The organism is Parasphingorhabdus sp., from assembly GCF_039982395.1.
In the GTDB taxonomy this organism is placed as follows: domain Bacteria; phylum Pseudomonadota; class Alphaproteobacteria; order Sphingomonadales; family Sphingomonadaceae; genus Parasphingorhabdus.
On record NZ_JBDWYO010000003.1, the window covers coordinates 445,352 to 461,197 of the forward strand.

Here is a 15,846-nt window from a genome sequence, read left to right on the forward strand (position 1 = left end):
GATAGACCATGAATGACAATGCCGCACATCCGCTAAAACTGTTCAACAGCCTCAGTCGCCAGATGGTGACCTTCGCGCCCGTTCATCCGGGCGAAGCCCGCGTTTATACCTGCGGGCCGACAGTCTATAATTACCAACATATCGGCAATATGCGCGCCTATATTTTTGCTGATTTGCTCGGCCGCACGCTCAGCTGGAAGGGGCATATACTCACCCATATCATCAACATAACCGATGTCGGTCATTTGACCTCCGACGCAGATGCCGGCGATGACAAGATGGAAAAAGCAGCAGCCCAATCCGGCAAGTCAGCTTGGGATATCGCTCAATATTATACCAATGCCTATTGGAAAGATATTGAACGTCTCAACATCCGGCAGCCAGCGAAATGGGCGATTGCCACCGACCATGTGGAAGAGATGATCGCATTTGCAAAGAGCATCGCCGACAAGCATTGCTATGAACTGGATAGCGGACTCTATTTTGATGTCAGCACCGTGCCCGATTATGGTCGGCTCGCTGGGGCGCAAAGCGATGATATTGAAGGTCGGATCGACACGGTCGAAGGCAAACGCAATCCACAGGATTTTGCCATCTGGCGCAAGACGCCCATGGGTGAGACCCGGCAAATGGAATGGGACAGTCCCTGGGGCAAGGGCGCGCCGGGCTGGCATCTGGAATGCTCACAAATGAGTATCAAATATCTTGGCGAAACATTTGATATTCACACTGGCGGTATCGACCATCGCGAGATTCACCACCCCAATGAAATCGCGCAAAACCAGGCCCATAATTGCTCGGAACATAGCGGTGCCAATATCTGGATGCACAATAATTTCCTGATCGATCGGGCTGGCAAGATGTCTAAATCCAGCGGTGATTTTCTGCGCCTTCAGGTTCTGATCGACCGGGGCTTCCATCCCCTCGCCTATCGCATGATGTGCCTGCAGGCCCATTATCGCAGCGAGCTAGAATTTAGCTGGGACAATCTGGTTGCTGCCCTGACCCGGCTGAAGCGGATTGTGATGGGCGTGGAACGGTTGTTGCAAAAGGCTGAGACCAACGCAGCGGCAATCGAACATCCTGCCCTCATTGCGTTGCAGGATAAATTCGATGCCGCCCTGAGCGAAGATTTGAACAGTTCCAAATCTTTGCCGCTGCTGGAAGAATTGCTCACGCTCAAAAAATTGCCGGCTGATCAAAGACTCACCTTGCTGTCAGAAATGGACTCGGTCTTGGGTCTCGAACTGTCCTCTTTGACGCGTACTGCGTTGCGCGTCCGTCCCATGGATGCCGAGGTCGATGAAACCGCCATCGAAGCAAAGCTCGACCAGCGCCAAAAAGCAAAATCAGAGAAAGATTTCGCAACGGCCGATATCATTCGTGATGAACTCACAGCCCAAGGCGTTGAATTGATGGATGGCGACCCGTTGCGTTGGGATTGGAAGATCGAGCTGTAGACTTTCTTTTTGGTACCTCCGCAAAGATGGGGAACCAGCAACGCAATATCTGAATCCGAAACTTGATTCCGTACTTTGCGGGAATGACAATTTTTTAGGAGGCCGAACTCTATGTCCACCAAACCAAAAGCCGCCATGGCTTCTCTCGTTCGCCCGATGGTTGAGCCCTATTGCGATGGCCTCGATGTGACCTGGTTTACCAGCACCGAAGAAGCCATGGAGGTCGCGCCATATGCCGACATCGGCTGGTTCGATATGTATGACAAGGACAAGATGACGGCGGTCATCGGGGCTGCAACCAACTTGAAATGGCTCAACAGCATCTATGCCGGCGTGGAACATTTTCCGCTCGATCAGCTGAAGGCGCAAGGCACTATTCTGACCAACGGTGCAGGTTTGAACAGCGCCCAGATCGCCGAGTTTGCAGTGATGCAGATGCTCATGGCGGCCAAACGCAGCGATATCATTGTCGACAATCAACGTCAGCGCAACTGGCTGGCATCACCGCCTGGAACCACGGAGATTGACGGCACCAAAGCTCTGGTTATCGGCTTTGGTGGTATCGGCCAACAGATCGCGAAAAAACTCTCCGGCTTTGATGTCGATGTCACCGCCGTCCGACGGACCGCGACCGGCGAGCCCAAGGTCATCGGGCTGGACGACTGGCGCGAAAGGCTTGGAGAATTTGACTGGGTCTTTGTTTCGGCACCCGCGACAGGCGAAACCAAACATCTTCTGAGCACGAAAGAATTTGCCGCCATGAAATCCTCTGCCTGGTTGGTCAACGTGGCACGCGGATCATTGGTGGATCAAGATGCGCTGCTGGAAGCATTGAACAGCAAGGCGATCGGCGGGGCAGCGCTAGATGTCACCGACCCCGAACCACTGCCGTCGGACCATCCGCTCTGGACCGCCCCCAATTGCATCATCACCATGCATTTATCCGGCCAGGCCCAAACCGGCATGTTCCAGCGCGCCGCGGCCCGGTTTGTCGAAAATCTAAAGCGATTTCAGAGTGGCGAAAAGATGATTGCCGTCGCCGACTTTGATCGCGGATATTGAGGGGGTGACTTCCTGACTTTTTTGACTTATCAACCAAGAACATAGGGTAAGGTGAGTCTCCTTCTTGAGGGGAAAGAGAGTCATCGGGGTCGCTGCCGTTTACTCGCACAAGCACTGGTCATCACGATCAGGGAAGGACCCACATGACCAAAGCATCCGATCTTTTTGTAGAATGTCTGGAAAATGAAGGCGTTGAATATCTCTTCGGCGTTCCCGGTGAAGAAAATCTCGATATGCTCGACAGCTTATCGCGCTCCACAAAAATCCAACTCATTCTAACCCGCCACGAACAAGGCGCCGGCTTCATGGCTGCGACCTATGGACGGCATACAGGTAAGACCGGTGTCTGCATGGCAACACTTGGACCCGGCGCAACCAATCTTGTGACGGCTGCGGCTTATGCACAATTGGGCGGCATGCCGATCCTGATGGTCACAGGCCAGAAACCGATCAAGAAATCCAAACAAGGCCGCTTCCAGATTCTCGACGTGGTCGACATGATGGGGCCGATTACCAAATTCACGCATCAACTGGCATCTGCGGACAATATCCCGAGCCGCGTGCGCGAAGCGATCCGCCTGGCTGAAGAAGAAAAGCCCGGTGCGACCCATATAGAATTTCCGGAAGATATTGCGGATGAGGAAACAGACTCAACCCCGATCACTCCAAGCCTGACCCGGCGCCCCGTTGCAGAAGCCAAGGCGGTCCGCGCGGCGACCAAGAAAATCGAGAATGCCAAATCTCCGATCATCGTTGTCGGCGGCGGCGCGAATCGGACAACCACCGGCCGCATGCTGACGCAATTTATCGAGAAAACCGGCATTCCCTTCGTGACCACGCAGCTCGGCAAAGGCGTCGTCGATGAAACCCACAAAGAATTCATGGGTTGTGCAGCACTTTCTGCGAATGACTTTGTCCACCAGGCAATCGAGTCAGCCGACCTGATCATCAATGTTGGTCATGACGTGATCGAAAAACCGCCATTTTTCATGGCCCCCGGTAGCGCCGAGGTCATCCACGTATCGATGAACAGCGCAGAAGTAGATCCGGTCTATTATCCACAGATCGAAGTGATCGGCGATATCGGCAATGCAATCTGGCAGATGAAGGAGGACATTGTTCCATCCGGCAGCTGGAATTTCGACAAAATGTACAAGGCACGCAAGGCCGAAGAAGATCATACCGCGTCTATGGACGACGACATGCGTCACCCAATCTATCCGCCGCATCTCGTAAAAGTCGTGCGCGAAGCGATGCCAGCAGACGGTATTATTTGTCTCGACAATGGCGTCTACAAGATCTGGTTTGCCCGCAACTATAAAGCGCGTGAAGCCAATACGGTATTGCTCGACAATGCACTGGCAACCATGGGCGCAGGCCTTCCTTCCGCCATGGCGTCGGCGATGGTCTATCCCGACCGCAAGGTTATGGCGATCTGTGGCGATGGCGGCTTCATGATGAACAGCCAGGAAATGGAAACCGCTGTTCGCCTGAAACTCAACATCACCGTGCTGGTGCTGAACGACAACAGCTATGGCATGATCCGTTGGAAACAGGCCAATATGGGCTTCAAGGATTGGGGTTTGACTTATGGCAACCCTGATTTTGTCAAATATGCAGAATCCTATGGTGCCAATGGCCACCGGATCACCAGCGCGCAAAATCTGGCAGAAACAATCGACAAATGCTTGAACAGCGAAGGCGTTCATCTGATCGATTGCCCGGTAGATTATTCCGACAATGATCGCATTTTGAATATCGAGATCAAGGAACTCAGCGCGAAGGTGTGAGTGAGGATCATATGACAAAATTAAAAGACGTTTATCCGCTTTATCTCAACAATGAAGCGGTGCAGCCCAATACTGACCTGGAAGTCACCGACAAATTTACCAATGAAGTCGCCTTCCGGACCGCTCTCGCGACACCCGATGTCATTGAAGAGGCCATCGCGGGAGCCGTAGCCGCTGCCGAACCAATGGCCGCTATGGCGAGCTATGAACGGCAGAATGTGCTGCAACATTGTGTCGATCGGTTCACAGAACGGTTTGATGAACTGGCCTATTCGCTTTGCGTAGAGGCTGGCAAACCGATCAAGGATGCAGAGGGTGAAGTCGGACGTCTGATTGATACGTTCCGCATCGCCGCCGAAGAAGCTGTGCGCAACTATGGTGAAGTACAGCCGCTGGACATCGCGGAACGGGCCAAAGGCTATATGGGCATGTGGAAACGCGTTCCCATCGGTCCGTGCAGCTTCATTTCTCCGTTCAATTTCCCATTGAATTTGGCAGCACATAAAATAGCACCGGCGATTGCCGTGGGTTGCCCCTTTGTGATGAAACCGGCCAGCAAAACACCGCTCGGCGCGATCATCATGGGCGAGGTTCTGGCTGAAACGGATCTTCCGAAGGGTGCTTTTTCTATATTGCCTGCCAGCCGCGATGGCGCTGACCTGTTCACGGTTGATGAGCGGCTGAAACTCTTGTCCTTCACCGGGTCGCCGGGCGTTGGCTGGGACTTGAAAGCAAAAGCTGGCAAGAAACCCGTGATCCTGGAACTCGGCGGAAATGCAGCGGTCATTGTTGATCATGATGCCGATCTAGACGATGCACTCGAACGGATTATCTTTGGCGCATTCTATCAGTCTGGCCAAAGCTGCATCGGCGTGCAGCGAATCATCGTTCATGAATCTGTCTACGACCAATTCAAAGACATGCTGGTCGCTAGAACCAAAACGCTGATCGCGGGCGATCCGAAAGATCGCAACACATTCATCGGCCCAATGATTTCGGAAGGCGAGGCAAAGCGTCTCCACGGCTGGATCGAAGGCGCGGTCGCCGACGGCGCGACCTTGTTGTGCGGCGGCAATCGCACCGGCAATATGCTCGAGGCAACGCTGTTGGAAAATGTCGATCGCAATGCTGATGCCAATCGCGAAGAAGCGTTTGGACCACTGGCATTATTGTCCAAATTCAGCGACTTTGGCGCAGCGATGGATGAGGTCAACGACAGCAAGTTCGGCCTGCAAGCCGGTATCTTTACGCGCGACTTGTTCAAATCGCTTGATGCATGGGATCGTCTCGATGTTGGCGGCGTGGTGATCAATGACGTGCCGTCCTATCGGGTCGACAATATGCCCTATGGCGGCGTCAAGGACAGCGGCCTGGGTCGCGAAGGCATAAGATTTGCGATGGAAGATATGACCGAAATCCGCAATCTGGTAGTCCGCCGCCGGCCTGGCTAGAATCCGAGAGAATCAGCCGCGGGCAAGAGCGATCGTTCTTGCCTTCGGTTGGACAGCTCAGTTTCGGGCGTTGCTCCTATCCCGCGAATCGATGGCATAAGATCATAGACAAAGGCACAGGACCGTTGCCTATGCGCCACACTGTGTTTCCGTAACGGCACTAGTCAAGTGGCAAGACCCTAAAAAATAAAAGAAATTGGTCGATTTTCGTTTGCATTGAGCATCGGTTGGGGGATAGGTAACCTTAACGTTATTATTAACGGCAAGGGTCGCGTCGTGCTGGATAAGGGGACCGGTTTCAAAACCGGATTGGGCAACGATGCAAACGAAGAAAAAATTTGCGTGGGTACCTGGCTGGTCAGTACTGGCCGCTAGCCTATTCTGTTCGGCATTGCTCGGAACAGCTTTATTCATATCAACCGTAGCAAGCACCGCGCCAGTAGAAGCGGCGCCTGATGTTGCCAGCGGCACTTATCTTGGCGTGGCGACATGCGGCGGTTCCACCTGCCACGGACGGCAGGAAGCCGACGGCGAGATTGTCAGGCAAGACGAAATCATGCGCTGGCAAGAAGAATCCACGCCCGGCGGCGCGCACAGCCGCGCTTTCCGCGTTCTCAAAGAACCCCGGAGTATTGCAATCGCCAAGCGACTGGGGATCAAAGATGCAGCGTCTTCATCCCAGTGCATCGGCTGCCACACCACAGCGGTAACCCGCAAAGGGCCTAGATTTCAGATCAACGATGGGGTTGGCTGCGAATCGTGTCACGGAGCCTCATCGGGTTGGCTTTCCAGCCACTATGCCGTGGGCGCCAATCACGCGCGCAATGTTTCGCAAGGATTGATTCCATTGGATAATCCAAAGGCTCGGGCGAGCGTTTGTCTCGATTGCCACTTTGGCAGCGCGAAAAAGGGTCAGTTTGTCGACCATAGAATCATGGCCGCTGGTCATCCGCGTATCTCCTTTGAAATGGATCTGTTTTCGACATTGCAACAGCATCATGACGAGGATGTGGACTATGTCCGCCGCAAGGGCCGTACGAACAGTGTCCAATTCTGGGCTGTGGGTCAGGCGATGGCGTTGGAACGCTCGCTCAACCTGTTCACAAAACCTGCTTTCGGTGCCGAGGGTATTTTCCCTGAATTTTATTTCTACGACTGCCACAGCTGCCACCGCCGCATTTATGATGATCCTGCTGCCCGTCCAACATCGGTCAACAATCCTGGACGCCCCATTCCCGAAGGCATGCCGCCCTATAATGACGAGAACATGATCATGTTGAGTGCTGCGATCAAAGTGGCAGCGCCAGATCTTGCCGGTGAATTCGATCGCCGCTCTCGCGCATTCCATGCAGCAATGGCAAAAGGACGCGGCCCTGCTGTCCAGGAAGCGGCGCGGTTGCGGCAATATGCAGCACAGCTTGCGGACAGATTCTCCCGCGCAAACTTTAGTCGGGCACAAACATTTCAGATTATGGAGACCATTGCCGGACAAGCAATATCGCCCCGCTTCACCGACTATGAGGGCAGCGTACAGTCGGTCATGGCTGTCGACACTTTGCTCAACGGATTGGTCAATAGCGGTCAAGTCAGCGAATCTGCAGCCGCTAGCCTGCGCGGGCAAATCAATGTCGCTTATGCCGCTGTCGCCGAGCCCAATGCTTATAAACCTCTGAAATTTCGTCGGGCATTGGGCGGTGCCGTCCGTACGATACGTTCACTTAGATAGGGGCCTTGGTCATGCGTAAACCATTTTTGACCTCTGCAATTTCCGCTGCGGCGCTGGTACTCACCTCCTGTGGTGGTGGCGGTGGCAGCAATGATTTTGGCGGAACGCCCTCGCCTTCGCCAGCCCCCTCACCGACACCGGCACCAACGACCCCGCCGACCGGAACAGGCGGTTTGTTTACGGCACCGGCGCAACGTTCTTTGACAGTGACGGACGTGCAAACCATCATTGCCCAGGCTGTGAGTGAGGCGCAGGCGCGCAATCTCCCTTCTGTAATCGCGGTCGTCGATCGAGTCGGCAACGTTCTTGCCGTGTTTGACATGAACGGCTCGAACAACAATTCGTCCGAAATCACGATTAGCAACAGACAGATTGGCGGCTTGGCAAGTCCGGCTGATTTGGTCGGCCTTCAGGGCCAACAAGTCCCCGCGGCTGCCGCAGCTATCGCTAAGGCTGTTACCGGAGCCTATCTGTCCAGCAGCGGTAACGCCTTTTCTTCGCGGACGGCCAGTCAGATCACGCAAGAACATTTTCCGCCCGCACCGACCACCGTTGGTTTGGAAAGCGGACCGCTTTTTGGTGTCCAATTCAGCCAATTGCCTTGCTCCGACCTGTCGCAGCGCTTCAATATGGCGGGCGGAGTAGGGTCGCTGATCGGCCCAAAACGATCACCGCTCGGATTGGCCGCTGATCCCGGTGGTTTTCCAATATATAAAGACGGCGTCGTTGTTGGTGGCATCGGTGTCATGGGCGATGGGGACTATGGGTTTGACAATAATATCCTCGATATCGACGTTGATGATGAAGAAGCGGTTGCCCTTGCCGGCATTCAGGGCTTTGCGCCTCCTGCCTCGATAACCGCAAACCGGATATCGGTAGACGGAACATCCTTGAGATTCAGCGATATGGTGGTTTCCGATCTGTCGCCGCTACAAAGCAACTTTGCCGCAATAAACAATAGCGTTGGCAGTCTTTCGACCGTTCAAGGCTATACCAATGGTCCGATCATCGCTGGCACCGCTTATGGTACAGAAGCATCCGGAATTCGGGCCGCAACCGCAGCCGAATTCACCAATTCTGATGCGTTCGTGCTGACCGATGGCACGGGTGCAAATCGTTTCCCGATCCGCGGTGGCACCGATAGCGCTGCCGTAACCACCCCCCTGACGGCGACCGAAGTGCGCGCGGTTCTGGAAGAGGCCTTCAAGGTTCTCAGCCGTTCAAGAGCGCAAATCCGGCAGCCGCTCGATAGCCGCATGCAGGCAACTGTCAGCGTGGTTGATACCCATGGTCAGATATTGGGTATCGTGCGTTCGCCAGATGGTCCGATTTTTGGCACTGACGTTTCGCTACAAAAAGCAAGAACAGCGGCATTTTTCTCCAATGCGGTCGCAGGCCAACAATTGCTTGCTACGCCAGTTTTTGCGAATCTGGCCAATGTGCCATCACATGTGCAACGCGTTCGCACCTTTTTGGGTGATCCCAATGCATTAACCGGCACGGTGGCGTTTGCCGATCGCTCCGGCGGCAATCTATCCCGCCCCTATTTTCCTGATGGCGAAGTCGGACGTCCACCCGGCCCTCTGTCTATTGAACAGTCCGAAAAATTCAGTCCGTTCGCTGTTGGCTTGCAACTCGACTTAGTGTTCCCGAATATTGTGCAGCATGTGGGGCATGTCCGCTCCGGCGGTGCCAGCGCCGACACCGGACCACAATGTACAGAAATACCGACGATAGCCGGTACCGGCGGCCAGAATCGCCTATCCAACGGGATCCAGATATTTCCCGGCAGCGTACCAATTTATCGGGGTGACACGCTCATCGGCGGCATTGGTGTATCGGGTGACGGAATTGATCAGGATGACATGGTGAGCTTTCTTGGCTTGCACAATGCCGGCCTACGTGTTGGTGGAATCGGCAATGCAGCAAAGGCCATCCGAGCCGACAATGTGGTCGTAGACCTCGGCAATGCGAATGTTCGGTTGCGCTATGTCAGCTGCCCTTTTGCGCCGTTCCTCGATACGGCCGAACAAAATGTCTGCGAGGGACTCTAGGGCGGATGTCGGGACTTTCTGCCTCCTTTGTACCGATCTTAGCGGTAATGTCAGGCCAGGCCGAGCAAATGGAGGCTCAGCAGGCCTCCGTGCAGCAGATGGAATCTTCGCTAACCGCTCTGCTGGCCGGAAAAGATTTCGACTGGACGAGGCCGCATTCTGACAATTTTGGTCCAAAAATGGGCATGGGTGGACCAGAACCGGACACAGAAGAGGACAAAAAAGACGGCTTAGAGCCAGATGATAGCACAGAGGCGAAACATGCCTCCAATTCTTCCATTTCCGCTCAACCTGCACCGCTGGAAATGGATATTATCGACCTAACCGCCGATGAAGTCCTAATCGATGGTCGCCGCCGGCCAGGCGTTCAAAAAGAGCTGCCCGATCCGGTCACCCAGAACAATCCCGGAGCCATCAGCGCGCCGCCACCGGAAGCCTTTCCAACCGACGAATTCCCGGTCCCCGATCGCTGGCGGATCATGCAAAGTCTTTGCCCGGCAAAAGGCGGTGATGAATCAATCTATACGCTGTTCGGATCCTTGCGGAACAACTGTCACTCGACGCTAAACCCTTATAATCAAAATGTTCTCAAGGGTGACAAGCCGATCCCGGCGGACAAAAAACCTGGCTTCCTAAAAGGCGATGACTGGTTTTTCATCGTCAATGCAATCTCGGATACAGTCGTCGAACCGCGCAGCTTCCCGATACCCGTCGGCGTCCAGACGACGGAACGCCCGAACAACCTTGATGTGTTCGGCAGATCCGGATCAGAAGTCTATGCCCAGACCTTCATCACCGGCTTTGCCCTGATCAAAGGGTCGACCGCTTACAAACCACCTGACGTAGAATATCGCCTGACATTGGCCACTCAGATCAATCATGTGAATGTTCCCGAACGCCGGGTGCTGTTCGTCGAGCCATCCAAAACGTCCAACCGGACAGACTGGTTTGTCGGTGTCCAGGAAGCATTTTTCGATTATCATATTCGGAACACCTCGGCACGCTATGATTTCGACAGTTTCCGTATCGGTATTCAACCGATGCAGGCTGATTTTCGCGGCTTTTTGTTCCAGGATAACCAGCTCGGTTTTCGCCTGTTCGGGACTCGCGATAACAACCGGATCCAATATAATCTTGGTGCCTTTCTCCAATTGGAAAAAGACACAAATTCCGGCCTAAACGACATCACCCAGACTCCGCGCGAAAGCTATATTTTCTTCGCCAACCTTTACCGGCAGGATTTGCCCTTTGTCGGCCTAACCAGCCAGTTCAGTCTTACCTATAATATGAACCGTGAACGGTCTGATGTAGAGATTGATGACAATGGCTTTCCAGTCCGTCCGGCCTTGATCGGCGACCTCAGGGGCCGCGCCTATGATGTCGTTTATCCGGGCTATGCTTTTGATGGACGGATCGGACGGATCAATCTCACGGGTCAGGTTTACGGCGCGTTTGGCGAAGACCGGAACAGTATTTTTACCAGCGAGCCAGCCAATATCGCCGCTTATTTCGGCGCATTGGAAGCGAGCTATGATGTCGACTTCCTGCGTTTCCGCGCTTCTGGCCTGTTCGCCAGTGGGGACGGCAATCCATATAATAATACCGAGGCGGGTTTCGATGCTATTTTCGAAAACCCGATTTTTGCCGGAGCCGATACGAGCTACTGGATTCGCCAGACCATTCCCTTCGCTGGCGGTGGTCGGGTAATCTCGATCAACGGCCGCAATGGCATTCTCAACTCGCTCCGTTCGTCAAAAGAGCAAGGACAGAGCAACTTCAACAATCCCGGTACGATTTTGACTGGGATTGGCGTCGATGCGGACCTCACGCCAGACTTTCGGATTTCCGCCAATGCGAACCATCTTTGGTTCCACAAAACGGAAAGCCTCGAAGCGCTGCGGGTAGAAGGGTCTATTCCAAAAGACATTGGCTGGGATCTCTCGATGGCTGCAATTTACCGGCCAAAAGCTACACAAAATATGGTATTCCGCCTGTCAGGCGCGGCTTTGATACCCGGAAAAGGATTCAAGGATTTGTTTGATCAAACGGATAAACGCGACTTCCACTATTCTATCTTGCTCAACGCGATATTGGCCTTCTGATGCGCTGGCGGAACATTATGACAAGCAATAGCAAATTGATCCTCGCAAGCTTGGGCGCATTGGCTTTGACCATTGCACCAGCGTCAATGCTGCTCGCCGCTGGCAAAGAGAAAGCCCAGAAGGTCGACTATAGCTTCACGCCCCCTGCTCCCCAAAACCAAACGTGGGACGAAGCCCAGACAAAGAGCATTGGTTGCCAGAGCTGCCATACGGATTCCGATCAAAAGACCATGCACGAGACGCCAGCGGTGGTGCTGGGTTGTGTGGATTGCCACGGTGGTGACGCCTCTGTTGTCGGGGACAACAAATGGGGCAAAAACAGCCTCGCCTATATGGATGCGCTAACAAAAGCGCATGTTTTACCGAAGTACCCTGAAAGCTGGCATTGGCCTTCTTCTGCCAATCCGAAGCGCAGCTATGGACTGTTGAACAAGGAATCACCCGAATTCGTGCGCTTTGTGAATCCGTCTGATTATCGGGTTGCTCGTGAATCCTGCGGTGCCTGCCATATGGAGATCATTGAAGCATCCGAACGGTCGCTGATGGCCACCGGCGCTATGCTATGGGGCGGAGCGGCCTATAATAACGGTATTGTTCCATTTAAAAATTATATCTTTGGCGAGGCCTATACGCGCGATGGCGCACCCGCGACGATCAAATCGCCGGGTAATCCGCACGGCAGCGTGACTGAAGCCGAAAAGAAGCGCGGTGCGCTTCCTATCCTTTACCCCTTGCCGACATGGCATGTTGTTCCTCCCGGCGACGTATTCCGGGTGTTTGAGCGCGGCGGCCGCAATGTGAACACCCAGTTCCCAGAGATAGGACTGCCCAATATCGGCGGCATCATCCAGCGGCTGGAAGAGCCAGGACGTCCTGACCTGAAGCAGTCCAATCGTGGGCCAGGCACAGGCCTGCGCGTCGCCATTCCGGTGCTCAATATCCACAAGACCCGTCTCAACGATCCCTTCATGTGGTTCATGGGAACCAATGATCAGCCCGGCGACTATCGCCAGTCAGGCTGCGCCGGCTGTCACGTTGTCTATGCCAATGACCGCGAGCCGCGACACAGTTCGATCTGGGCCAAATTCGGTCGCGACGGGCAAACGCAGACTATCGATCCGACTATTCGCAACCTCGCAGAAGGCGAGCATCGTTTGGGTAGCTATGGCACTTATGATGCGTCCTATAGCGCCAAGGGTGCTTATGGCAGCGCCCACGGAAAAGACAAAGACGCACATGGTGACGAGAAACCCCATGGCGACGATCATGCAGCGGATATTGATCCTTCCAAACGTGAAAAAGGCCATCCGATTCAACATGCCTTCACTCGGGCTATTCCGACCGCCCAGTGCATGAACTGTCACATGCACCAACCCAATATCTTCCTGAATAGCTATCTCGGCTACACCATGTGGGATTATGAATCAGACGCACCCTATATGTGGCCCGGTCCGGATAACCTGAGTCCCAAGCCAGAAGGCATGAGCGAAGAAGAATATCAGAAGAAATATAAGCAACAGAAATACCCTGATGCCGAAGAAGTTCGCAAAGTTCTGGACAGAAACCCAGAAGGGGCTGCACCGAAAGGCCTCTGGGCTGACATTGACTTCCTGCGGAACGTTTACGACGTCAACAGTGATGCCAAAGACACGCAGTTCGCCGACTATCACGGCCATGGCTGGAACTTCCGGGCGATCCTGAAGCGCGACCGCGACGGTAATCTGCTCGATGCTGAAGGCAATCAGGCTAGCTACAGCACCGATACGGAGAATATCGTCGCCAATGACGATCCGGAAAAATTCCGTAGGGAAGACGAAGGTAAATTTGTCGAACCTGGAATCAATCCCGGTAAATCGGTTCATATGATGAGCATTCATGCCGAAGTGGGCATGCAATGTGCCGATTGCCATTTCGCACAAGACAGTCATGGTAATGGCCTGATTTACGGCGAAGTTGCCAATGCTGTCGAAATAAATTGCAAAGATTGCCATGGCACAGCGGATGCATATCCGACCCTAATGACGAGCAACCTCGCAGCTCGACCAAAGGGCAACAACCTCGGCCTGTTGCGCAATGCCAATGGCGAGCGGCGCTTTGAATGGTTCAAAGAACCCAGCGGCAAACGCGTCCTGGTTCAACGGTCCATCATTGACCCTGAGCTCAGCTGGCGGGTTAGCTTGGTCAAGAACAGCGTTGATCGTTCCCATCCTGACTTCAATCTGAAGGCAGCACGGGCCAAGCTCATGTCCAAAACCGGAGCGGAAACGGGTAAATATGCGTTCGGTAGCGGCGTATCGGAAGATGATCGGGCGCATAAAGACGAGAATATGGTCTGCTTCACCTGTCACCTTAGCTGGACGACAAGCTGCGGAGGTTGTCACCTTCCCATCGAAGCAAACTGGCAAGCAGACAACCACAAATATGAAGGCGGTACGACCCGGAACTATGCGACTTACAATCCACAAGTAGCCCGCGACCAGATGTTCCAACTGGGCCGTCACCAGACCAGCAAAGGCAATGTCATTGCTCCGGTTCGCTCCACATCGGCGCTGATCCTGTCCTCGACCAACATCAACCGCGAACGCATCTATGTGCAGCAGCCTCCGATCTCTGGCATCGGCTTTTCATCACAAGCCTTCGCGCCGCATTTCCCGCACACCGTGCGGAAAACCGAGACCAAGCAATGCTCGGATTGCCACGTGAGCGAGACCAACGATAACAACGCAATCATGGCGCAAACGCTGTTGCAAGGCACCAATTTCGTCAACTTCATAGGCCTCCACGCATGGGTCGGGCTTGAAAAGGGATTTGAAGCGGTCCGGATCACCGAATGGGATGAGCCTCAGGCGGTTATCGGTTCCTATCTTCAAAAATATGCCTACCCCGATTATTGGCGGATGCATGTGGAAGACAATGACCGGGAACTGATTGACTGGGTGCGCGGTGACACGCTTGATGAGAATCTGTCCGGCGAAACCAAGGCACTCGAAGAATTTAAGAATGTTGTGCAGGGAACCGGCGATGCAGTCCGCTGTTTGCAGCTGCGCGGCGAATATATGTTCGTTGCAGAAGGCAAAGGCGGATTCCGCGCTTATGATGTCGCTTCGATCGGCAACAAGGGCTTTTCTGAAAGAATCGTCAAATCACCATTCTCTTCACTCGGCCATGATACGCATGTCAGTAGTAAGAACGCGACCTGCATGGCACTGGCGACCAACCAACCGATTGCGCCGACGCGGAACACCAAAGAACTTCGTGAGGTTAACGAAGAGCAGGCCTTCCATCCGATATATAATTATGCGGTTGTCACGGACAGCGAGGAAGGCTTGATATTGGTTGACGTCAACACTTTGGCTGATGGCGAGTTCCGCAACAACTTCTTCAAGCGCAGCCTGACCTGGAATGAAGACGGGGTGTTGAACGGCGCGCGCCATATCACACTCGCAGGCCATTATGCCTATATTACCACAGACCAGGGGTTAACCCTGATCGACCTTGATAAGCCTCTGGAACCGCGCCACGTCATCACCATTCCGCTGGTAGATGCCCGGGCGTCCGCGCTCCAATTCCGGTATCTTTGGGTCACCGATACCGATGGAGTGAAGCTGTTCGATGTGACCGACATGGAAAATCCGGTGGCGGTACCGTCAGGCACCATAGCGCTGCGCAACGCCCAACGCCTATATCTTGCGCGGACATATGCCTATATCGCGGCTAAGGACGAAGGATTGGTGATAGCCAATATTACCCGACCGGAAGCGCCCGAAATCTACCGGAAAGAAACTTTTGGCGGTACGATGAACGATGCAGAGGATGTGATTGTGGGTTCAACCAATGCGACCTTGTTTGCCTATGTCGCAGATGGGCGCAATGGCTTGAAGGTTATTCAGCTTACCACGCCGGATAGTCAGAAAAACTATTATGGTTTCTCACCGGCACCGAAGCCGGAGCTGATAGCATTTGCCCGCACTCCGAAGCCCGCTCTGGCATTGTCTAAGGGGCTGGATCGTGATCGCGCGGTCGATGAGACCGGTGGGCAGATGGCGGTCTTCGGACGGCTTGGTTCTAGACCCTTCACACGCAGCGAAATGCAGCGCTTCTATCTGAACAGCAAGGGTGATCCATATTTCGTCAAGGACAAGCCCGACATCGCTGACTGGGTTGGCGAAGCACCTGCGCTGCTAACCAACCGCTAGAAATG

The 15,846-nt window shown here is 54.0% G+C and carries 8 protein-coding genes; all 8 read left to right on the forward strand.

The window, feature by feature from the left end:
- Nucleotides 1–8 precede the first annotated feature (8 nt).
- The 8 genes from cysS to ABJV08_RS08760 all read left to right on the forward strand — a co-directional run bounded on the left by cysS (nucleotide 9) and on the right by ABJV08_RS08760 (nucleotide 15,841).
- The gene (gene cysS, locus ABJV08_RS08725; RefSeq protein ID WP_348041028.1) at nucleotides 9–1,460 is read left to right on the forward strand and encodes a cysteine--tRNA ligase; all 1,452 of its coding nucleotides are present in this window, start codon (nucleotides 9–11) and stop codon (nucleotides 1,458–1,460) included.
- A gap of 111 nt (nucleotides 1,461–1,571) precedes the next feature.
- Nucleotides 1,572–2,522: a D-2-hydroxyacid dehydrogenase gene (locus ABJV08_RS08730; protein ID WP_348041030.1), complete on the forward strand. Its 951-nt coding sequence runs from the start codon at nucleotides 1,572–1,574 to the stop codon at nucleotides 2,520–2,522.
- A 143-nt stretch (nucleotides 2,523–2,665) separates the two neighbouring features.
- The gene (locus ABJV08_RS08735; protein WP_348041032.1) at nucleotides 2,666–4,312 is read left to right on the forward strand and encodes an acetolactate synthase large subunit; all 1,647 of its coding nucleotides are present in this window, start codon (nucleotides 2,666–2,668) and stop codon (nucleotides 4,310–4,312) included.
- 11 nt (nucleotides 4,313–4,323) lie between these two features.
- On the forward strand, nucleotides 4,324–5,763 hold the full coding sequence (locus ABJV08_RS08740) for an aldehyde dehydrogenase family protein (protein ID WP_348041034.1): 1,440 nt from the start codon (nucleotides 4,324–4,326) through the stop codon (nucleotides 5,761–5,763).
- A 319-nt stretch (nucleotides 5,764–6,082) separates the two neighbouring features.
- The gene (locus tag ABJV08_RS08745; RefSeq protein ID WP_348041036.1) at nucleotides 6,083–7,489 is read left to right on the forward strand and encodes a multiheme c-type cytochrome; all 1,407 of its coding nucleotides are present in this window, start codon (nucleotides 6,083–6,085) and stop codon (nucleotides 7,487–7,489) included.
- Between the two features lie 11 nt (nucleotides 7,490–7,500).
- The gene (locus ABJV08_RS08750) at nucleotides 7,501–9,543 is read left to right on the forward strand and encodes a heme-binding protein (protein WP_348041038.1); all 2,043 of its coding nucleotides are present in this window, start codon (nucleotides 7,501–7,503) and stop codon (nucleotides 9,541–9,543) included.
- Nucleotides 9,544–9,548: 5 nt separating this feature from the next.
- On the forward strand, nucleotides 9,549–11,645 hold the full coding sequence (locus ABJV08_RS08755; RefSeq protein ID WP_348041040.1) for a hypothetical protein: 2,097 nt from the start codon (nucleotides 9,549–9,551) through the stop codon (nucleotides 11,643–11,645).
- Between the two features lie 17 nt (nucleotides 11,646–11,662).
- Entirely contained in the window at nucleotides 11,663–15,841 is a 4,179-nt protein-coding gene (locus ABJV08_RS08760) for a hypothetical protein (RefSeq protein WP_348041042.1), read from the forward strand.
- The last annotated feature ends 5 nt before the right edge of the window (nucleotides 15,842–15,846 follow it).

Excerpts from the sequence above, each read along its gene's own strand:
- cysS (WP_348041028.1), top strand. The coding sequence starts at position 9 with ATGAATGACAATGCCGCACATCCGCTAAAACTGTTCAACAGCCTCAGT.
- ABJV08_RS08730 (WP_348041030.1), top strand. The coding sequence starts at position 1,572 with ATGTCCACCAAACCAAAAGCCGCCATGGCTTCTCTCGTTCGCCCGATG.
- ABJV08_RS08735 (WP_348041032.1), top strand. The coding sequence starts at position 2,666 with ATGACCAAAGCATCCGATCTTTTTGTAGAATGTCTGGAAAATGAAGGC.
- ABJV08_RS08740 (WP_348041034.1), top strand. The coding sequence starts at position 4,324 with ATGACAAAATTAAAAGACGTTTATCCGCTTTATCTCAACAATGAAGCG.
- ABJV08_RS08745 (WP_348041036.1), top strand. The coding sequence starts at position 6,083 with ATGCAAACGAAGAAAAAATTTGCGTGGGTACCTGGCTGGTCAGTACTG.
- ABJV08_RS08750 (WP_348041038.1), top strand. The coding sequence starts at position 7,501 with ATGCGTAAACCATTTTTGACCTCTGCAATTTCCGCTGCGGCGCTGGTA.
- ABJV08_RS08755 (WP_348041040.1), top strand. The coding sequence starts at position 9,549 with ATGTCGGGACTTTCTGCCTCCTTTGTACCGATCTTAGCGGTAATGTCA.
- ABJV08_RS08760 (WP_348041042.1), top strand. The coding sequence starts at position 11,663 with ATGACAAGCAATAGCAAATTGATCCTCGCAAGCTTGGGCGCATTGGCT.